Here is a 19,135-nt window from a genome sequence, read left to right as displayed (position 1 = left end):
TATGAAAAAAATGATTCTAATGTTCCTGGCTCTCGGCATTTCACTGCCCGTGATGGCGAGTGAAAAAGTCATTGATATGTACAAATCTGAAAACTGTGGCTGTTGTTCCCTGTGGGGCAAGGCGATGGAAAAAGCCGGGTTTGAAGTGCGAACTCACGTCATGAATGATCAGGCGCTGTCAGCCCTGAAAGAAAAGCATGCTGTTCCTGCAGGACTACGAAGTTGTCATACCGCGGTTGCCGGTAATTTGATCATTGAAGGCCATGTGCCTGCGACAACGATTTATAAAGCAATGCAGTCTGGTTCAGGTATATACGGTCTCGCCACCCCCGGTATGCCGGCAGGAAGTCCGGGAATGGAGATGGGAGCCCGAAAAGAGGCTTACGATGTTATCGCATTCTCACCGGATGGAAGTAAAAGAGTCTTCCAGCGAATCGAATAGTCAGCGGAACGGCTGATAACGGGACGCCGGTAGCAGGCCCTCTTATGCCGGCGACATTCGTGGTAATCGCATCCATGACATACCCTGAAGACAGAAAATGCTTCAGGTATGCATAAGGAGAGTTACTGTGAAAAATGACAATGCAGTGCAACACAACAACCAGACTGCTTCTGAACAGACATTATCCCCGGACGAGAGTCACGTATTGCATAAGGTGAGAGATCCCGTGTGCGGGATGGCCATCCTGCCGGACAAGGCGCACAGCAGCATTCGATACCAGGACCATCAGCTTTATTTCTGCTCCGCCAGCTGTGAGAGCAAATTTAATGCCCATCCCGATCGTTATCTTACCGAAGATGCCAGTGAATATTCCCATCACCACCACCACGAAGTCAGCCCTGATCAGATAAAACAGCCTCACCACCAGGCGGAGAAAAGGTTTTCTAAAGGTGTGTGGACATGTCCGATGCACCCGGAGATACGCCGTACTGGTCCCGGAAGCTGTCCTGTCTGTGGAATGGCACTGGAACCGCTCGTAGCCACGGCATCCACGGGGCCGAGTGATGAACTTCGCGACATGACAAGACGCTTCTGGCTGGGGTTGTTGCTGGCGTTTCCGGTTCTGATACTCGAAATGGGATCTCATCTGTTTCCCGCTTTGAGGAATACAGTATCGCCACAGTACAACACATGGCTGCAGTTACTTCTGGCCTCTCCTGTCGTGTTGTGGTGTGGCTGGCCATTCTTCGCCCGGGCCGGAATGTCGTTACGTAACCGCTCCCTGAATATGTTTACCCTTGTTGCTATGGGGACCGGCGTAGCCTGGGTTTACAGCGTCACTGCAACCGTCTTCCCTTCCTGGTTTCCTGCATCGTTCAGAAACATGGATGGCCTGGTGGCCGTTTATTTTGAAGCCGCAGCAGTTATTACGGTGCTTGTTCTGCTGGGACAGGTTCTTGAGCTGCGGGCACGGGAACAAACCTCAGGTGCCATTACTGCACTTCTGAACCTTGCCCCCAAAACCGCCAGGCGGCTGGATCATGACGGTCATGAAACGGATATTAATGCGGAAGATGTCCTGCCTGGCGATAAGCTCCGCATCAGACCTGGAGAGAGTATTCCGGTCGACGGTATCGTGGTCGAAGGCAAAACAACCGTGGATGAATCGATGGTGACCGGGGAGTCTATGCCGGTTACCAAAACGGAGGGTGAACCCGTCATTGGGGGGACGATTAATCAGACAGGTAGTCTTATCGTCCGTGCAGAGAAAGTCGGTGATGAAACGATGCTCTCACGAATTGTTCAGATGGTCGCTGATGCACAGCGTTCGCGGGCCCCCATCCAGAGAATGGCTGACAGCGTTTCAGGCTGGTTTGTTCCTCTGGTGATACTTATCGCGGTTGTTGCTTTCATGATCTGGTCTGTCTGGGGGCCCGAGCCCAGGATGGCGCACGGTCTCATTGCGGCTGTGTCGGTCCTGATTATTGCCTGTCCCTGCGCGCTGGGGCTGGCCACGCCGATGTCGATAATGGTGGGGGTGGGCAAAGGAGCCCAGGCCGGGGTGTTAATTAAGAATGCCGAAGCCCTTGAGCGTCTTGAAAAAGTGGACACGCTGGTTGTCGACAAAACAGGCACGCTCACGGAAGGTTCGCCGACGGTGACAGGGATTATCAGTCTCAATCCGGGTGGGGAAACATCTCTTTTGCGTGTAACGGCCGCAGTGGAAAAAGGCTCGCAGCATCCGCTGGGTATGGCAGTAGTTAAAGCAGCACAGGAAAAGGGGATCGCAATACCCGCAGTCACTCATTTCAATGCGCCGTCGGGTAAAGGTGTCTCAGGCGATGTCGAAGGTCAACGGGTTGTTATTGGTAATGAACTGGCTATGCAGGAAAACAGTATCGTTATTGATAATCAAAAGGCCGTTGCGGATACGTTGCGGATGGAAGGTGCTACCGTTATCTATGTGGCCACAGACGGGCACCTTGCAGGCCTGATAGCTATCTCGGATCCCGTGAAAGCAACCACGCCGGATGCGCTTAAAGCTTTGCGTCAGGCGGGGATCCGCATCGTTATGCTCACCGGGGATAACCAGCTTACCGCTGAAGCAGTCGCACGGAAACTGGGAATAGATGAGGTTGAAGCCGGGATTCTGCCGGATGGCAAAAAAGCAGTGATAACCCGACTGAAAGCGTCTGGCCATGTGGTTGCGATGGCCGGAGACGGTGTGAATGATGCCCCGGCGCTGGCAGCGGCTGACGTGGGAATAGCCATGGGAACGGGTACAGATGTGGCAATTGAAAGTGCCGGAGTCACCCTTCTCAAAGGCGACCTGATGATACTGAACAGGGCCCGTCATCTGTCAGAGATCACCATGAAAAATATCCGACAGAATCTGTTTTTTGCATTTATCTACAACGCACTTGGCGTGCCTGTGGCTGCAGGCCTGCTTTATCCTGTGTATGGAATACTGCTGTCGCCAGTTATTGCGGCGGCGGCCATGGCTCTTTCCTCCGTCAGCGTCATTGTGAATGCGTTGCGTCTGAAAAGTGTCAGGCTCGGGAAATAACACTGAGTGAAGGGGCTGTTACGAACAGAAGGAGTCCAGTATGAAAAGTACCACCTATGCGCTTATTGCTGTCGCCGCGATCGCGGCATTTGCCCTCCTGCGCGAACACTGGTCACATGTGGCAGGTTACTGGCCATATCTGTTATTGCTGGTCTGCCCGCTAATGCATCTTTTCCACGGCCACGGAGGGCATGGAGATCATCAACATCAAGGAAGTGAAAACGATAAAAAAAATTAATCCGGCAGACGGGGCCACGTCGCGGCCCCGTTATCAGTCCAGGTATCGTTCGTAGTCTCTGGCATGCGCAAAGGCATGCTGTTCAAGTTTGTTATCAGCGGGTGCCGCTGCCCGGAACGCCAGTGAGTTAACAGGATTGTTATTGATGACCAGCTCGTAATGCAGATGAGGACCGGATGAACGTCCGCTGTTACCGGATAACGCAATAGCGCCTCCCCGGGTAACCCTGGCCCCTTTAGTAACGAGTATTTTATTGAGGTGGAGATAGCGAGTTTTAACACCGGCTTTTCCTGTTACTTCAACAAAATATCCCATGGTGCTGTTGTATTCGGCCCGGGTGATTTTTCCGTCGATGACGCTGACTATTTTCGTGTTCATGGGCATGGAATAATCAATGCCATTATGGGGACTCACTTTTCCCGATACCGGGTTAAGTCTTGCAGGATTGAAAGGCGAACTGAGTCTTGCTGTGGCCGGTAACGGATAATCGAGACTGCCTTTCCCGGAAGTATCGGAAAGGTTATAGAACTTTTTATCTGATATACGATACGCCGTGTAATTAAATGAACCGGACGTAAATTTATAGGCCACGACACGTGATTTTCCCGCTTTCTTTTGCAGTACGAGTTTTAATGATTCATTTTTTTTCAAATGCCGCAGATTAAACCGGGAAGGCAAGGAGCGCTGAAGGGTAGCGATCTCGTTCGATTCCAGCCCCGAGCGGGTGGCTGAAAGGTAGGCATTTTCTTTTACGACATCGGTAGAATACATTTACTGGAATTCGCCGTTAGCATGAACACTGCGGCGTATGCTAGGGGTTTTCAGGAGGCGTGTCATCTGTCAGTTAATCGGGAGCACCGTTGATGGTCGTCATTTTTGTAACATATCTTGTTTCCCGTTTGCTCCTGAAGATCTGGGAACTGTATGACCAGCCTGACGGTGATGATTAACGGGACTGAAACAGGTTACGGCAGAGCAATATGGGGCTCATGTCCTGCTACGTAACCCGTCAGTAAAGCCCTGCTAAGCACTAACCCGCCTGCAGTTACCTGGAGGAATACAGGCCGCGAAGCTTTCTTGCCTGTGTCTGATGAGCTTCCGCACCGGCATTATTGACCTGCTCATGCACGAGGGCGGCTTTCTCTCCGGCATTCAGTTCGTTAAAAGAAGAAGAGGAGGTCTTTGAATTTGCACCACTGTCGGACAGCATTTTTTTATGTTCCTCAATCATTTTCTGATGTGCATAGGACGCGCTGTTGTTCATAAATGAATGAGCAACAATGGCCCTTTCATGTTCATTCATTTCAGAGAATGAGGGTGTGCTGTTTTTATTAATCCTGTCCGGCAAATTTTCATGCGTCGAGGAATTCACATGACTGACGGCTGAGGCATTATTAACAAAACGATGTGCTTCATGGGCAATATCACTGGACTGAGCAAAAGCTGCCCCACAAAATAAAGCTGTAAACGCAGTGGTCGTGATTAATATATTCATGTGTAATTACCTTCTGAGGTACATAAAAGTTGTCCTTACGATCATATATAAAAATAATCAACCTGTGGGGAAGATGACGTAAATGTAATACAGCTATGTACATTACACGATTGTAATGAATTTGTTTCTTAAGGTGTGCTAGCTTCATTTCATTGTAAGAGGATGAACCAGTAATTTAATTTAAATCGGTTCTCGAATTCTGTCAGTAACCATACTTTAAATAAGGGAACGCGCATGCTGTTGAAAACGTCTCGACGAACTTTCCTGAAGGGGTTAACCCTCTCTGGCGTAGCCGGAAGTCTTGGCGTATGGAGTTTCAATGCGCGTTCCAGTCTGAGCCTGCCAGTTGCCGCATCCCTGCAGGGTACTCAGTTTGACCTGACCATTGGTGAAACGGCCGTCAATATCACGGGCAGTGAGCGTCAGGCCAAAACAATCAATGGAGGCCTGCCGGGGCCCGTTCTTCGCTGGAAAGAAGGTGACACCATTACCCTGAAGGTCAAAAACCGTCTTAATGAACAGACGTCCATTCACTGGCACGGCATTATTCTTCCGGCCAATATGGATGGTGTTCCGGGGCTGAGTTTTAGGGGCATAGAGCCTGATGATACCTACGTTTACACCTTTAAGGTTAAGCAGAACGGGACTTACTGGTACCACAGCCATTCCGGTCTGCAGGAACAGGAGGGGGTATACGGTGCCATTATCATCGATGCCAGGGAGCCAGAACCGTTTGCTTACGATCGTGAGCATGTGGTCATGTTGTCTGACTGGACCGATGAAAATCCTCACAGCCTGCTGAAAAAATTAAAAAAACAGTCGGATTACTACAATTTCAATAAACCAACCGTTGGCTCTTTTTTCCGCGACGTGAATACCAGGGGGCTGTCAGCCACCATTGCCGATCGGAAAATGTGGGCTGAAATGAAAATGAATCCGACTGACCTCGCGGATGTCAGTGGCTACACCTACACCTATCTCATGAACGGGCAGGCCCCGCTGAAAAACTGGACCGGACTGTTCCGTCCCGGTGAAAAGATACGCTTACGGTTTATCAACGGCTCGGCAATGACCTATTTCGATATCCGTATCCCCGGGCTGAAAATGACGGTCGTGGCTGCAGATGGCCAGTATGTAAACCCGGTTACCGTTGACGAATTCAGGATTGCCGTTGCCGAAACCTATGATGTCATTGTGGAGCCTCAGGGTGAGGTCTATACCATCTTCGCACAATCCATGGACAGGACCGGTTACGCTCGGGGGACACTGGCCACGAGAGAGGGGTTAAGTGCTGCCGTTCCCCCCCTCGATCCCCGTCCTCTGTTGACCATGGAAGATATGGGTATGGGAGGAATGGGACATGATATGGCAGGAATGGACCACAGCCAGATGGGAGGCATGGATAACAGCGGAGAGATGATGTCTATGGACGGTGCTGACCTTCCGGATAGCGGGACATCCTCCGCGCCCATGGATCACAGCAGCATGGCCGGTATGGATCATTCCCAGATGGCCGGAATGCCGGGTATGCAAAGTCATCCTGCGTCAGAAACGGATAACCCACTGGTTGATATGCAGGCGATGAGCGTCTCTCCGAAATTAAACGATCCGGGTATTGGTCTTCGAAATAACGGAAGAAAGGTTCTCACGTACGCGGATTTGAAAAGCCGCTTTGAGGATCCTGACGGACGTGAACCTGGCCGCACCATAGAACTGCATTTAACCGGCCACATGGAAAAGTTTGCCTGGTCATTTAATGGAATCAAGTTTTCAGATGCCGCACCGGTGCTGCTGAAATACGGTGAGCGACTTAGGATCACGCTGATCAACGATACCATGATGACTCACCCCATTCACCTGCATGGTATGTGGAGCGATCTGGAAGATGAAAACGGTAATTTCATGGTTCGTAAACACACAATAGATGTTCCCCCTGGTACAAAACGCAGTTACAGAGTGACAGCTGATGCTCTTGGACGCTGGGCGTATCACTGCCATTTGCTCTATCACATGGAAATGGGAATGTTTCGTGAAGTCCGGGTGGAGGAATGATGCGAATGAAGAGAAATTTGAACGCCATACCTGTTCTGGTCGCCGGTTTGTTTACCTCACAGCTTTCTATTGCGGCGGGCTCCGTCTCTGCAGATCCCCACGCCGGGCACGACATGTCTGCCATGCAGATGCCAGCAGATGAGAATTTCACTGAGATGACGTCAATGGAGCCCATTGTAACTGAGAGCAGAACGCCAATTCCGCCTGTTACCGATGCCGACCGGAAGGCTGCATTCGGCAATTTACAGGGGCATGCGATTCACGACAGTGCGATTAATTATCTGGTTCTGCTGGATCAACTGGAATGGCAACGGTCGGATAACACCAACAATTTCAGCTGGAGTGTTAACAGCTGGATTGGAGGCGACACAGATCGGATTTGGCTAAAGAGCGAAGGTGAACGAAGCAATGGGGAAACGGAGGCGGCTGAAGCGCAGTTACTCTGGGGACATGCGGTTGGCCCATGGTGGGATTTGGTTGCGGGTGTCAGGCAGGATTTCAGACCTGCTTCTGCCCAGACCTGGGCTGCTGTCGGTTTTCAGGGGCTGGCACTCTATAATTTTGAGTCTGAAATTACGGGTTTTGTCAGTAATGGTGGAAAAGCAGCCCTTCGTCTGGGAGGAGAATACGACGTTTTACTGACTAACCGGCTCATACTCCAGCCATCCTATGAGGTGAATTTCTACAGTCAGGATGATGAATCGCGGGGTCGCGGCAGGGGACTGACTGACACAGAGCTGGGGCTCCGGCTGCGCTATGAAATACGCCGTGAGTTTGCACCCTATATAGGCGTTTCCTGGAATCAACTTTACGGGAAAACATCCGATATGGCGAAAAGAGAAGGTGAGAAAGACCATCAGGTAGTATTCCTGGCGGGAGCCAGAATCTGGTTTTAACGCACTGATATAAAACACTCAACTAAACAGGTAAATAAAATGTCGATTTTAAATAAAGCCATTCTTACAGGTGGCCTCGTTATGGGCGTTGCTTTCTCTGCTATGGCCCATCCTGAATTAAAAAGTTCTGTCCCGCAGGCAGATTCAGCCGTAGCGGCCCCGGAAAAGATCCAGCTTAATTTCACAGAAGATCTGACTGTGAAATTCTCAGGGGCTAAATTAACAATGACCGGGATGAAAGGCATGTCATCCCATTCGCCAATGCCAGTCGCGACAAAAGTGGCACCAGGCGCTGACCCTAAATCAATGGTCATTATCCCACGAGAACCTCTGCCAGCCGGCACTTATCGTGTTGACTGGCGCGCGGTTTCTGCAGATACACACCCTATTACCGGCAATTACACTTTTACAGTGAAGTAATATTATGAATGACCTGATTATGATTGTTATTCGTTTTCTTCTTTATCTTGATTTGATGGTAATATTTGGATTGCCATTTTTTCAGATATATGGAATAAGCAGTGTCAGACATGAAACGTATAACCTGACTAATTTCAGGTCGTTTATAACCTTTGCTGTTGTTGCAGGTATCATTCTTACTGGCATTAATATGCTCCTGGTATCTAATGCCATGAGCGGAGTAACTGATTTCAGAGAATTATCTATCCATATTATCGAGATGGTGATAGAAGAAACGGATGTCGGTATTAGCTGGATTGTCAGGCTCTGTGCCCTGTTTACCACACTCGGTGCTTTGTTCCTTTACACTAATAAGAGAGTATTGTCCTGCCTGCTGATGACGATGAGTGGGGGCGTGGCGCTGGCTACACTTGCCTGGGGAGGACACGCCGTCATGCATGACGGTCTGCATTACTATCTCCATTTACTGAGCGATCTGACTCATCTCGGCGCTGCAGGTGCCTGGACAGGTGCTCTGGTTGCATTTGCTATCCTGCTGATGCGCAGAAACGCGCATAATGCACAGAGCGTCATTGTGATATCTGACTCCCTGGCAAAATTTGCCACGGCAGGAACGGTGATTGTTGTAGCCCTGATCCTGAGTGCGCTCGTCAACTATCTGTACATTGCTGAGGGTAACTTAACCCCCTTATTCAACAGCTCCTGGGGGGGGATATTGCTTGCTAAGACGGCTCTGTTTGTTCTGATGCTTCTTCTGGCTGCAGCAAACCGGTTTCACCTGGGTCCCCGGCTTGAAGTTATGGTCAGGGAAGGGAATTATGATCGCAGCGTTGCCCTGATGCGAAACAGCATTCTGACAGAATTCGTTGTTGCGATTATCATTCTGGGCGCCGTAGCGTGGCTTGGAATGCTTGCTCCGTCTCAGATCAGCTAGGGGACAGCCAAAGCTCATGCGTGAGATTTTTACTTTCATATCAGCGAGTTGACCATGCAGCGTATTTTAATCGTTGAAGACGAACAAAAAACAGGTCGTTACCTTCAGCAGGGACTGGTTGAGGAAGGTTATCAGGCCGATCTCTTTAATAATGGCCGCGACGGTCTCGGGGCCGCGTCGAAGGGACAGTATGATTTGATAATACTGGACGTGATGCTGCCTTTCCTCGACGGGTGGCAAATCATCAGCGCACTGAGGGAGTCCGGGCATGAAGAACCGGTCCTGTTTTTAACCGCAAAGGATAACGTGCGGGACAAAGTGAAAGGGCTGGAGCTTGGCGCAGATGACTATCTTATTAAGCCCTTCGATTTTACCGAGCTGGTTGCACGTGTAAGAACCTTGCTGCGACGCGCCCGCTCTCAGGCAGCCACAGTTTGCACCATAGCAGATATGACCGTTGATATGGTGCGCCGGACCGTGATCCGTTCGGGAAAGAAGATCCATCTCACCGGTAAAGAATACGTTCTGCTTGAGTTACTGCTGCAACGTACCGGAGAAGTGTTACCCAGAAGCCTTATCTCGTCCCTGGTCTGGAACATGAATTTTGACAGTGATACGAATGTGATTGATGTGGCAGTGAGACGCCTGAGAAGTAAAATTGATGATGACTTTGAGCCAAAACTGATCCATACCGTTCGCGGTGCCGGATATGTCCTGGAGATCAGAGAAGAGTGAGGTTCAAAATTTCCCTGACCACGCGCCTGAGCCTGATTTTTTCTGCAGTGATGCTTACGGTATGGTGGTTATCCAGTTTTATGCTGGTGAGTACCCTGAATGGCTATTTCGATAATCAGGACCGCGATTTTCTGACAGGTAAACTTCAGCTCACCGAAGAGTTTCTTAAAACAGAGACGTTCCGGAACAAAACGGATATTAAGTCATTATCAGAAAAAATAAACGATGCGATGGTGGGGCACAATGGTTTATTCATTTCTATAAAAAACATGGAAAATGAAAAAATTGTTGAACTCTATGCCAAAAATTCTGTTGTTCCAGCGGTCCTGCTTAACAAGTCGGGTGATATTCTCGACTATATGATCCAGACGGAAGAAAATAACACCGTGTACCGCAGTATCTCGCGGCGGGTTGCCGTGACGCCGGAACAGGGTAAAAGCAAACATTTCATCATTACGGTTGCCACGGATACTGGGTATCACACCCTGTTTATGGACAAACTCAGTACCTGGCTGTTCTGGTTCAATATCGGTCTGGTCTTTATTTCTGTTTTTCTGGGCTGGCTGACCACACGTATTGGTCTGAAACCGTTACGGGAAATGACCAGTCTGGCTTCCTCCATGACCGTACACAGCCTGGATCAGCGTCTTAATCCCGATCTGGCTCCGCCGGAAATCTCTGAGACCATGCAGGAGTTCAATAATATGTTCGATCGCCTGGAGGGGTCATTCCGGAAACTGTCAGATTTCTCGTCTGACATCGCGCATGAGCTGCGCACACCAGTCAGTAATCTGATGATGCAGACGCAGTTTGCACTGGCTAAGGAAAGGGATGTTTCGCATTACCGCGAAATTTTATTCGCTAACCTGGAAGAACTGAAAAGGTTGTCACGAATGACCAGTGACATGCTTTTTCTGGCACGTTCAGAGCATGGTCTGCTGCAGCTGGATAAACATGATGTGGATCTGGCAGCCGAACTGAATGAATTACGTGAGTTATTCGAGCCCCTGGCAGACGAAACAGGAAAGACAATCACGGTTGAAGGAGAGGGCGTTGTTGCCGGAGACAGCGATATGCTGCGACGTGCTTTCAGTAACCTGCTTTCCAATGCAATCAAGTATTCTCCCGATAACACCTGTACAGCGATACACCTTGAGCGTGACAGTGACTGTGTGAACGTGATGATTACGAATACGATGTCTGGCCCGGTTCCCGCTAATCTGGAACGTTTGTTTGACCGGTTCTATCGCGCAGACTCATCAAGGGTTCACAACACGGAAGGCGCGGGGCTGGGATTATCAATTACAAGGTCGATCATTCATGCTCACGGCGGCGAGCTGTCAGCAGAACAGCAGGGGCGGAAAATTGTGTTCAGTGTGCGTCTGTTAATGGATTAATACCGTTATTCAGGAGAAACCCGGAAGGTGACAAAAATGTCATCATTCAGTCACGCGATAAACAGAAGCGGTTTTTTATAATCAGTCATAAATCAGGACAGCGTGATAATTCAATCGCCCGGTTCCTGGCGTGATGATTAACCAGCCCTGAGATCAAATGCTTTCTCTGTTATAAGCATTGATTGTTCGGGTATGAAAACACCGGAGACCCAACCATGAAAAAGATCCTTGTATCCTTTATTGCCATGATGGCTGTCGCTTCATCTGCCTGGGCTGCAGAGACAATGAACATGCATGACCAGGTAAATAATGCCCAGGCGCCTGCCCATCAGATGCAGTCATCCGCTGAAAAAAGTGCAGTTCAGGGGGAGAGCATGAAAATGATGGATATGAGCGGTCACGATCAGGCCGCTATGTCCCATGAAATGATGCAAAACGGCAATTCTGCCGCCCATCAGGACATGGCTGAAATGCATAAAAAAATGATGAAAGCCAAACCTGAGAACACCCAAGAAACTGCTAAGCCATTTTCCGAAATGAGCGAGCATGAGAAAGCCGCTGTTGTGCATGAGAAGGCGAATAATGGCCAGTCTTCCGTTATTCATCAGCAACAGGCGGAAAAGCATCGCAGCCAGATCACCCAGAATTAACCCGCAGCTCCACTTGTCAGACCCTCATTTGACGCCGAAGTCACTGGCTTACGCTCCCGTCCGGGAGCGTTTTTTTATAAGCGAAATGAATAATAATGAAAGAGTCCATACACAATGTTTTTTTTGGTCATGTCGACCTCACAATTAACTTATATTGTTTGAGAATCCTGTTCCCCGGTCATCTCCAGGGTGCATGTCGCGCCGTATCCTGAGACTGGCTGAGAATACGAATGACCGTAACCATAGAATGTGATGATACAAAATAGATCGTATGCCGGTTCTACCGGCAGTGTGCAGATATCGTCTCCCAGCTCTGCACGATGCGTGCCGATATCATGCATGGCCAGCACATCAAACACTGCAGCTATACGGCCGATGTATGCATCCGCCTGAACAACCCCGAACTGTCTGAAGCTGTAGTCCCAGATGGCCTCCAGATCCTCTTCTGCTTTGGGTGTCAGCTCAATCTCTTTCATTAGCCACCCTGGCCCTGACATTCCTCAGGAATGCATTCTTGTTCCATGGTTTCGCCTCGCCGCTGCTGATCCCTTCGGCCAGCAGATCGCGCAGTTCCTGAAGTCTGGATTCAGCCTGCTTTTCATGCAGCTCATCACCCACGTCCACCGTCATCGTACGAGCCATAACCCCTCCATATCTTAATGTAAGATTTATTCTTACATCATTAAATCAGCTTACTACGCTGCTTCCATCTCCGGCATTTTTTCAAAACAACCCTGCTGCAGTCTGGAGATCCGACTTAGCCAATTTTCGGATCTGCGCAGCGGAAAACACGCAAAGGATATGATAATCAAACCCATCGCATAAAATCATACTGAGTGTGATATTTATCATTAATCAGACAATCATACCTGATATGATGTTTACACATTGAGTACTAAATCATACTGAGTATGATTTTACACTTAACCGGACATTATCAGACGGAGCGTGCAGGATGGATGAGAAAGAAGTGAATTTTTCACTCAGCTATGAGCAGCTGACCCGGATAGCGGAAGAACGTATCCGGGAATGCGAGCTGGACAGCCAGGGCGTTAGATATATCAGCGAATCGAGTAAGGCCAGCACCCTGCTGGGATTCTGGTATGAACTGGCGCTTACTGGTGCGCCACTGAAAAAATACGAACAAACCAAAGCGCTCATAGACGTCGATCATCAGCGTCTCAGAAAACTCATCTGGCCGGAGACGGATAAGCAATGACTCAGGCGCGCCGACCGTCACCGCTGCAGCGTCGGGTGCTGATTGTGCTGGCCGCCCTCGGTGCGAAACGTCCGGGGCCGGTGGCCACGCGGGATATTGAGCGGATGCTGGAGCAGGGCGGGGACACCCCGGTGTACGGGCCGAACCTGCGCGCCTCCTGCCGGCGTATGGAGTCCGCAGGCTGGCTGCGCACCCTGCGCGCCCCGAACCTGCAGCTGGCCGTCGAGCTGACGGACGCCGGCCGTGCGCTGGCCGCCCCGCTTCTGGCTGACGAACAGGCGCGTGTCCTGGCGGAGCAACGCGCGACAGAGGTCCGGGTTCTGCCCCTGGTCCGGATAAAGCCGGTATACGAGTCTGACAGGTTCGGTGACGACCGGCCGGTGGCGCTGGACGGTCGCTGGCACCTGTCGTGCCGGGGCGACTACGTTATCCGTCTCGACGGCACCACCTGCCTGCAGCTGTGGAACACGGCCGGGCAGGTGACGCGCCTCGAAGGCGACCCCCTGCAGGTGGCTGAGTGGTTGCAGGCCTGTCACGATGCCGGCATTGATATCCGCCTGCAGATCAACGAAAGCACCGCGCCTGAACAGGGTACACCTGTCCTGAAGAATGCAGAGTTTCCCGGCGGACAGGCTGCAGACACGACGGAAATCTGGTACCGGCACCTGCTCAGGGCACTGCGACAACACGATGTGCAGGGGCTGTCCGCCACAAACCCGGAGCACCTTAAGGCAGTGAAGCCCGGCTGGCGTAATAAGGAACAACCGCTGCAGGAACGTTTTCTGGCACTGGCGAAAACGGTGGAAGGGACCCCTGGTGTCCTTCGATCGGATCGGTATGAAGAGGATGCCGGCCCGCTGCTGACAGAGTTGCTGGACGGATTCGGGTTCACGCCGGACCAGGCTTCCCGGCTCATTCGCCTAATCCGCTGGCAGAACGTTTGCCGGTCCGTCAGATAAGGCCACTCACATCATGGTACAGATTAATGGGCAGCCCATGACGCACGTCGGGATCATAACAGAATGCTACCGGCCCCGAGAGGTCAGACTCCGGGAAACCAGAACCCAGTGGGTCACTGAATGTGGTCTGCGGTTCAGAAAATCCACCGGTGCAGCCGTCGGAAGCGGCGTCTGGAGTTCAAAGCGTCTTGATTTGGGCAGTATCCGGAAAATTGAACCCGGTGAATAATCACCTTGTTAACCGATGTCAGGAAGTACGTGATGCCTTATGTTAGCGCCAGTGATATAAGACGGTAAATCACCATTAGCATTGTCCGCTCCACCCAACATGTTGTTTCCTTAAGGTTCTCACACCAGAAAGGACATCAACATGCAGAGCAGAGAGGACTTTTACATGATAAAGCAAATGCGCCAGCAGGGTGCGTACATTGTCGATATTGCGACTCAGGTGGGTTGCTCTGAACGGACTGTCAGACGCTATCTCAAATATCCTGAACCGCCAGCCAGAAAGACCCGCCACAAAATGGTTAAGCTGAAACCATTTATGGATTACATCGACATGCGCCTGGCAGAGAATGTCTGGAATAGCGAGGTTATCCTCGCAGAGATAAAGGCAATGGGCTATACGGGCGGACGTTCCATGCTGCGTTACTACATCCAGCCCAAACGTAAAATGCGGCCATCAAAAAGAACGGTCCGCTTTGAAACCCAGCCAGGATATCAGCTCCAGCACGACTGGGGCGAAGTCGAGGTGGAGGTTGCCGGGCAGCGGTGCAAAGTTAACTTCGCGGTTAATACGCTGGGGTTCTCCCGCCGCTTCCATGTCTTCGCCGCGCCAAAGCAGGATGCTGAGCACACCTACGAGTCACTGGTTCGCGCCTTCCGCTACTTCGGTGGTAGTGTGAAAACGGTGCTGGTTGATAACCAGAAAGCCGCAGTACTGAAGAATAACAACGGGAAAGTGGTGTTCAACTCCGGGTTCCTGTTGCTGGCCGACCACTATGACTTCCTGCCCCGGGCCCGCCGTCCGCGCAGGGCCAGAACCAAAGGCAAAGTGGAACGGATGGTGAAATATCTTAAGGAGAACTTCTTCGTCCGGTACCGCAGGTTCGACAGCGTCACCCATGTAAACCAGCAACTGGAGCAGTGGATGGCTGAAGTTGCTGATAAACGGGAGCTTCGCCAGTTCAGACAAACACCAGAGCGGCGCTTCGCACTGGAACAGGAGCATCTGCAGCCGTTGCCGGATACGGACTTCGATACCAGCTACTTCGACATCCGCCATGTGTCCTGGGACAGCTATATCGAAGTTGGCGGCAATCGTTACAGCGTTCCCGAAACGCTGTGTGGCCAGCCGGTCTCGATACGAATATCGCTGGATGATGAACTGCGGATCTACAGTAATGAGCAACTGGTGGCATCACATCGTCTCTGCTCAGCATCGTCCGGCTGGCAGACAGTGCCGGAACATCATGCCCCGCTCTGGAAGCAGGTCAGCATGGTAGAACATCGACCACTGAGTGCTTATGAGGAGTTGCTGTGATGCATGAACTTGAAGCGCTGCTGAGTCGCCTGAAAATGGAGCATCTGAGCTATCACGTAGAAAACCTGCTGGAGCAGGCGGCTAAAAAAGAGCTGAACTACCGGGAGTTCCTGTGCATGGCGCTGCAGCAGGAATGGAACGGCAGACATCAGCGCGGCATGGAGTCACGACTGAAGCAGGCGCGTCTGCCATGGGTCAAAACGCTGGAGCAGTTCGACTTCACCTTCCAGCCGGGCATCGATCGTAAGGTTGTCCGGGAGCTGGCCGGTCTGGCGTTCGTGGAACGCTGCGAGAATGTGATCCTGCTGGGTCCTCCAGGTGTCGGGAAAACCCATCTGGCCGTTGCTCTCGGCGTGAAAGCGGCGGATGCAGGGCATCGGGTACTGTTCATGCCACTGGACAGACTGATCGCAACGCTGATGAAAGCGAAACAGGAAAACCGACTGGAGCGTCAGCTACAGCAACTGAGTTATGCCCGGGTGCTGATCCTGGATGAAATAGGCTATCTGCCAATGACCAGAGAGGAAGCCAGCCTGTTCTTCCGGCTACTGAACCGTCGATATGAAAAAGCGAGCATCATCCTGACGTCAAATAAAGGCTTCGCAGACTGGGGAGAGATGTTCGGAGATAACGTACTGGCAACGGCGATCCTGGATCGGCTGCTGCATCACTCAACCACACTGAATATCAAAGGAGAAAGTTACCGGTTAAAGGAGAAACGCAAAGCTGGAGTGCTGGCCAAAAACGCAACGCCAATCAGTGACGATGAAATGGCGGAAAGCGGACAGCATCATTAAAGAAAGCATCTAGCGGGCATGAAAATGGCAAATAACGGTCACAGATCGTGGCGTTGACACCGGTGACTGTGTCCCTGATTGCCTGCCGTGGCTGTTCCTTAACAGCCTCTCCGGCCGCGACCTTTTTCTCAACATCAGACCGCTTGTGCAGTTGCTGGATCATTTCTCTTTCCCTTTGTATGGGCTGGCAATATCACGCCATTAGAACTCAAAAGCATGTCGACCGCAAAAGATCCACCTAAGCATTTTTTCAGATCAACGCGGAATGTTCTGCTCACTACAGATTATATAAACCGTGATGAGTGACATTGTCACGTAATAGGGGCCGATGTATCTGCGCGGCATTATACCTGTCACTGGGAACAGCACGGCCGCCATATCCAGCGCAAACGCCTGTGTATAAACTACCATTTTATGTCTGGCCTGGGTCTGAATGACGTTCATGGGCTAACGATGATGTAGCTGTGGCGGAAGGTATGAGGTGCCATCGGAATTGAAAAGATGCAATAAAGGAGATATTTTGTTTGAAATGATATAGTTACATTGAGTTAAATAAAAACCACAAGTAAATGTAGGTTTTTAGTTTTGTATAGAAAAAGAATAATAGTTAATATAATCCTTTTATTCTAAAGAGGTTTCTGCGGGGGACATTCTCGCAACGGAATTTTAAAATTTCCTGACCAGCAAATATCTGAACTTAACTTTGACTGATTGTGTAATCGCTTAATGTTAATTCAGATGGGATTTCAAAAAGAGCTCCTTCTGAATTAAACGGAGCTCTAAGATAACAATCCAAGAATCAGACTCACAGACAACAGTGGCTTTACGCTTATAACGTTACCTTATAGCACTCTGAAGTGAAGTGGCTTACTGAATTAATCACTGAATACCAGCGAGTCTAAAACACCTTGTCCACTATGAACTCCTCCCTCAGTTGACTCTGCTGATTTGCTACGGATCAAATACCCAGCAAAACAGGGCTCAGCGCTAGCTGCATAGTTATCTATCTGAACGGAGAAAATTCCTAATTCGCTGACCAGATCAGTAATCTGATATAACTCCCCTTTACGGACAACCAGAGAGGGTACCGATCGCGGGGCAGGATGTAATCGACGCATGAACGACCACGATTGATATTGCAGCGGGTCAAGCTTTGCCAGTTTTAACTGGATATCAGCACCAAACAGACAATGCCCACCCCCTTCACCCTGATTTTTGAGAACCCATGAATCAGAAGGAGACTCTTTTACGATGTTGATAGTATGAGGGTTAACAGGAAGCATTTCGCCCAACACCATTTTTATGGTGTTAACCTCTTCCGGTTTCAATCCGAAAGCAACCAGCTCATCGAGCCCCAAGTGAGAGAGCAACATTTGAACCCGCTTACTTGTCGCAAGCTGCTGAGCGACTGTTGCATTAACCGCAACTCGGTGCTGCTCGATCAGTACTCGTGTAGCCATTAACGCCTGACAACACTCCTTCTCATTGAGGCTGGCGGCTTCATAATCTGAGTATTGATATCCGGCACGTAAGTAGACAGTATCAAGTGGTCCTACACCGTTGAGAATTAGCCTGTTTTTGTCACCGGTTCTCAATTGATTATGAAGTTCCTGAAAAGTTTTGCGATGCGTTTCGATCCCTTTTTGCTGAAGGGCTAGCTCAAGCAAGTGCTGATCAAACACGTTGTTTTCATGTTCTTGCACTATCATCAAGAATCTGGCCGGGCCTGGATCTTCGAACTCTTGTTTAATTCTGAATGTAGCCCGGGCAAGAGCTGCTGATATCCCTTCGATGGCATGGTTTTCGACAAGTATTCCCTTTGCCTGGTGGGACCATTCAGAATAAGTAGTTGACCATTGCCTTTGTATATATTGATGTAGCTCGTGTGTCCGCTGACCAAATGGCCCCATACCGGCGGCTATGCCATTGAACTCTATTAGCTTAAAGCCATCGTGAACATCATCCATAAAGTCGCTACGCATAATGAGCAATGGTAGCCGGGGAGCTGTGCTTGAGGATGAATGGATTTGTTGATGCATGTTCAGTAAAGCTGAAAAGAAGGGATTCCCAGCTTTGATGGGATAAATGGCATCGTATAAAAAATCATGATTCTCAGAAACTGAATAGATTAATTTGCTGAGTATTTTTGCTAAGTTTTGTAAAAGCTTATAGGTTTCCCGCCTGATAGGCGTTGGCGTCAAGGTAAACGGGGTATGCACTGCAGAATACGACGATTCCTTAAAGGCGACACCATGTGTTAAGGCCCATTCGACCGCATCATCCTTGATTTTCTGAAGGTCAAGAGTATTCATTTTACGTCCCCTGATTATTACCTGACGTATCATTAAACATTGTTACCAGGATTCCTAGACTATAAAATTTGGTTGATTACTTCAATAGTTCTTGTAGCATTGAATTATGAAAAAAGATACTGCAACTCAAGTTTTTGAATCCCTGGCTTCTGACATCCGACTGGATATCTATCGCTTGCTGGTGAAAGCCGGGCCACAGGGCATGGTCGCCGGGCAAATAGCGTCAAGCCTTGCCATTGCTCCAAATAATTTATCGTTTCATCTCAAAGCGATGACACGTGTCGGATTGCTTTCAGTTGAACAAGAAGGTCGTTTTCAGCGCTATAGGGCGAATATCACTTTGATGCTGGAACTGATTTCCTTCCTGACAGAAGAATGTTGCTCCGGTCATCCGGAAAAATGCATATCTCTGCACACGGAGCTCAATTGCACATCTTCAGATGTCCTTTGCTCTCACCCAGAAAAAAATAAGGGCTAATT

General features: G+C 50.0%; 19 protein-coding genes and 1 pseudogene. 15 read left to right on the top strand and 5 right to left on the bottom strand.

Annotated features, from left to right (window positions below):
- Position 1 precedes the first annotated feature (1 nt).
- From HV243_RS24940 to HV243_RS24930, 3 genes are all read left to right on the top strand, one after another.
- On the top strand, positions 2-442 hold the full coding sequence (locus HV243_RS24940) for a DUF411 domain-containing protein (protein ID WP_020996125.1): 441 nt from the start codon (positions 2-4) through the stop codon (positions 440-442).
- A 97-nt stretch (positions 443-539) separates the two neighbouring features.
- Complete coding sequence (gene silP, locus HV243_RS24935; protein WP_008786775.1) at positions 540-3,008, top strand: Ag(+)-translocating P-type ATPase SilP; 2,469 nt, start codon at positions 540-542, stop codon at positions 3,006-3,008.
- Positions 3,009-3,048: 40 nt separating this feature from the next.
- A complete protein-coding gene (locus tag HV243_RS24930; RefSeq protein WP_000843497.1) occupies positions 3,049-3,246 on the top strand; it encodes a DUF2933 domain-containing protein in 198 nt (65 codons plus the stop codon).
- A gap of 33 nt (positions 3,247-3,279) precedes the next feature.
- Here the strand turns inward: HV243_RS24930 and HV243_RS24925 are convergent, their stop codons facing one another.
- On the bottom strand, positions 3,280-4,017 hold the full coding sequence (locus HV243_RS24925; protein WP_000287501.1) for a peptidoglycan DD-metalloendopeptidase family protein: 738 nt from the start codon (positions 4,015-4,017) through the stop codon (positions 3,280-3,282).
- A gap of 274 nt (positions 4,018-4,291) precedes the next feature.
- Positions 4,292-4,741, bottom strand: a complete 450-nt coding sequence (locus tag HV243_RS24920; protein ID WP_058672735.1) for a hypothetical protein — start codon at positions 4,739-4,741, stop codon at positions 4,292-4,294.
- Between the two features lie 234 nt (positions 4,742-4,975).
- On the opposite strand from HV243_RS24920, the gene pcoA reads away from it, so the two are divergent.
- From pcoA to HV243_RS24885, 7 genes are all read left to right on the top strand, one after another.
- Positions 4,976-6,793: a multicopper oxidase PcoA gene (pcoA, locus tag HV243_RS24915; RefSeq protein WP_086530010.1), complete on the top strand. Its 1,818-nt coding sequence runs from the start codon at positions 4,976-4,978 to the stop codon at positions 6,791-6,793.
- 5 nt (positions 6,794-6,798) lie between these two features.
- A complete protein-coding gene (pcoB, locus tag HV243_RS24910; RefSeq protein ID WP_170926235.1) occupies positions 6,799-7,689 on the top strand; it encodes a copper resistance outer membrane transporter PcoB in 891 nt (296 codons plus the stop codon).
- Between the two features lie 39 nt (positions 7,690-7,728).
- The gene (gene pcoC / locus HV243_RS24905) at positions 7,729-8,109 is read left to right on the top strand and encodes a copper resistance system metallochaperone PcoC (RefSeq protein WP_086530012.1); all 381 of its coding nucleotides are present in this window, start codon (positions 7,729-7,731) and stop codon (positions 8,107-8,109) included.
- A 55-nt stretch (positions 8,110-8,164) separates the two neighbouring features.
- Positions 8,165-9,043 (top strand): copper resistance inner membrane protein PcoD, encoded by an 879-nt coding sequence (gene pcoD, locus HV243_RS24900; RefSeq protein ID WP_306799027.1) that lies wholly within the window; start codon positions 8,165-8,167, stop codon positions 9,041-9,043.
- 54 nt (positions 9,044-9,097) lie between these two features.
- Positions 9,098-9,778 (top strand): copper response regulator transcription factor PcoR, encoded by a 681-nt coding sequence (pcoR, locus tag HV243_RS24895; protein WP_001188930.1) that lies wholly within the window; start codon positions 9,098-9,100, stop codon positions 9,776-9,778.
- Positions 9,775-11,175, top strand: a complete 1,401-nt coding sequence (gene pcoS, locus HV243_RS24890) for a copper resistance membrane spanning protein PcoS (RefSeq protein WP_057064175.1) — start codon at positions 9,775-9,777, stop codon at positions 11,173-11,175. The genes pcoR and pcoS overlap by 4 nt, the downstream gene beginning before the upstream one ends.
- 215 nt (positions 11,176-11,390) lie before the next feature.
- On the top strand, positions 11,391-11,825 hold the full coding sequence (locus HV243_RS24885) for a hypothetical protein (RefSeq protein WP_004118347.1): 435 nt from the start codon (positions 11,391-11,393) through the stop codon (positions 11,823-11,825).
- A 178-nt stretch (positions 11,826-12,003) separates the two neighbouring features.
- Here the strand turns inward: HV243_RS24885 and HV243_RS24880 are convergent.
- Positions 12,004-12,301, bottom strand: a pseudogene (locus HV243_RS24880) (type II toxin-antitoxin system RelE/ParE family toxin).
- Positions 12,288-12,467, bottom strand: a complete 180-nt coding sequence (locus HV243_RS24875; RefSeq protein WP_004118349.1) for a type II toxin-antitoxin system ParD family antitoxin — start codon at positions 12,465-12,467, stop codon at positions 12,288-12,290. The pseudogene HV243_RS24880 and the gene HV243_RS24875 overlap by 14 nt, the downstream one beginning before the upstream one ends.
- A 313-nt stretch (positions 12,468-12,780) precedes the next feature.
- Between HV243_RS24875 and HV243_RS24870 the strand changes: the two genes are divergently transcribed.
- The 4 genes from HV243_RS24870 to istB all read left to right on the top strand — a co-directional run bounded on the left by HV243_RS24870 (position 12,781) and on the right by istB (position 16,343).
- Positions 12,781-13,044: a hypothetical protein gene (locus HV243_RS24870; RefSeq protein ID WP_057064853.1), complete on the top strand. Its 264-nt coding sequence runs from the start codon at positions 12,781-12,783 to the stop codon at positions 13,042-13,044.
- Positions 13,041-14,003, top strand: coding sequence for a hypothetical protein (locus tag HV243_RS24865; RefSeq protein WP_086530014.1), 963 nt, complete (start codon positions 13,041-13,043; stop codon positions 14,001-14,003). Before HV243_RS24870 ends, HV243_RS24865 begins: the two co-directional genes overlap by 4 nt.
- A gap of 370 nt (positions 14,004-14,373) precedes the next feature.
- Positions 14,374-15,546 (top strand): IS21 family transposase, encoded by a 1,173-nt coding sequence (gene istA, locus HV243_RS24860; protein WP_086530015.1) that lies wholly within the window; start codon positions 14,374-14,376, stop codon positions 15,544-15,546.
- Positions 15,546-16,343, top strand: a complete 798-nt coding sequence (istB, locus tag HV243_RS24855; protein ID WP_001750026.1) for an IS21-like element helper ATPase IstB — start codon at positions 15,546-15,548, stop codon at positions 16,341-16,343. The genes istA and istB overlap by 1 nt, the downstream gene beginning before the upstream one ends.
- Before the next feature lie 875 nt (positions 16,344-17,218).
- Here istB and HV243_RS24850 read toward each other — a convergent pair.
- Entirely contained in the window at positions 17,219-18,655 is a 1,437-nt protein-coding gene (locus tag HV243_RS24850) for a glutathione synthase (RefSeq protein ID WP_057102349.1), read from the bottom strand.
- A gap of 106 nt (positions 18,656-18,761) precedes the next feature.
- On the opposite strand from HV243_RS24850, the gene HV243_RS24845 reads away from it, so the two are divergent.
- Positions 18,762-19,133: a helix-turn-helix domain-containing protein gene (locus tag HV243_RS24845; RefSeq protein WP_057103093.1), complete on the top strand. Its 372-nt coding sequence runs from the start codon at positions 18,762-18,764 to the stop codon at positions 19,131-19,133.
- The last annotated feature ends 2 nt before the right edge of the window (positions 19,134-19,135 follow it).

Source organism: Citrobacter sp. RHBSTW-00599 (assembly GCF_013784065.1).
GTDB lineage: Bacteria > Pseudomonadota > Gammaproteobacteria > Enterobacterales > Enterobacteriaceae > Citrobacter > Citrobacter braakii.
This window is presented reverse-complemented; position numbering and strand designations above follow the sequence as displayed.

What these genes read in the sequence shown, in the direction of transcription:
- silP (WP_008786775.1), top strand. Translation starts at nt 540, where the DNA reads ATGCTTCAGGTATGCATAAGGAGAGTTACTGTGAAAAATGACAATGCA.
- HV243_RS24885 (WP_004118347.1), top strand. Translation starts at nt 11,391, where the DNA reads ATGAAAAAGATCCTTGTATCCTTTATTGCCATGATGGCTGTCGCTTCA.
- istA (WP_086530015.1), top strand. Translation starts at nt 14,374, where the DNA reads ATGCAGAGCAGAGAGGACTTTTACATGATAAAGCAAATGCGCCAGCAG.
- pcoC (WP_086530012.1), top strand. Translation starts at nt 7,729, where the DNA reads ATGTCGATTTTAAATAAAGCCATTCTTACAGGTGGCCTCGTTATGGGC.
- HV243_RS24940 (WP_020996125.1), top strand. Translation starts at nt 2, where the DNA reads ATGAAAAAAATGATTCTAATGTTCCTGGCTCTCGGCATTTCACTGCCC.
- HV243_RS24870 (WP_057064853.1), top strand. Translation starts at nt 12,781, where the DNA reads ATGGATGAGAAAGAAGTGAATTTTTCACTCAGCTATGAGCAGCTGACC.
- HV243_RS24845 (WP_057103093.1), top strand. Translation starts at nt 18,762, where the DNA reads ATGAAAAAAGATACTGCAACTCAAGTTTTTGAATCCCTGGCTTCTGAC.
- pcoA (WP_086530010.1), top strand. Translation starts at nt 4,976, where the DNA reads ATGCTGTTGAAAACGTCTCGACGAACTTTCCTGAAGGGGTTAACCCTC.
- istB (WP_001750026.1), top strand. Translation starts at nt 15,546, where the DNA reads ATGCATGAACTTGAAGCGCTGCTGAGTCGCCTGAAAATGGAGCATCTG.
- HV243_RS24875 (WP_004118349.1), bottom strand. Translation starts at nt 12,467, where the DNA reads ATGGCTCGTACGATGACGGTGGACGTGGGTGATGAGCTGCATGAAAAG.
- pcoD (WP_306799027.1), top strand. Translation starts at nt 8,165, where the DNA reads ATGGTAATATTTGGATTGCCATTTTTTCAGATATATGGAATAAGCAGT.
- HV243_RS24865 (WP_086530014.1), top strand. Translation starts at nt 13,041, where the DNA reads ATGACTCAGGCGCGCCGACCGTCACCGCTGCAGCGTCGGGTGCTGATT.
- pcoB (WP_170926235.1), top strand. Translation starts at nt 6,799, where the DNA reads ATGAAGAGAAATTTGAACGCCATACCTGTTCTGGTCGCCGGTTTGTTT.
- pcoR (WP_001188930.1), top strand. Translation starts at nt 9,098, where the DNA reads ATGCAGCGTATTTTAATCGTTGAAGACGAACAAAAAACAGGTCGTTAC.
- HV243_RS24925 (WP_000287501.1), bottom strand. Translation starts at nt 4,017, where the DNA reads ATGTATTCTACCGATGTCGTAAAAGAAAATGCCTACCTTTCAGCCACC.
- HV243_RS24930 (WP_000843497.1), top strand. Translation starts at nt 3,049, where the DNA reads ATGAAAAGTACCACCTATGCGCTTATTGCTGTCGCCGCGATCGCGGCA.
- HV243_RS24850 (WP_057102349.1), bottom strand. Translation starts at nt 18,655, where the DNA reads ATGAATACTCTTGACCTTCAGAAAATCAAGGATGATGCGGTCGAATGG.
- HV243_RS24920 (WP_058672735.1), bottom strand. Translation starts at nt 4,741, where the DNA reads ATGAATATATTAATCACGACCACTGCGTTTACAGCTTTATTTTGTGGG.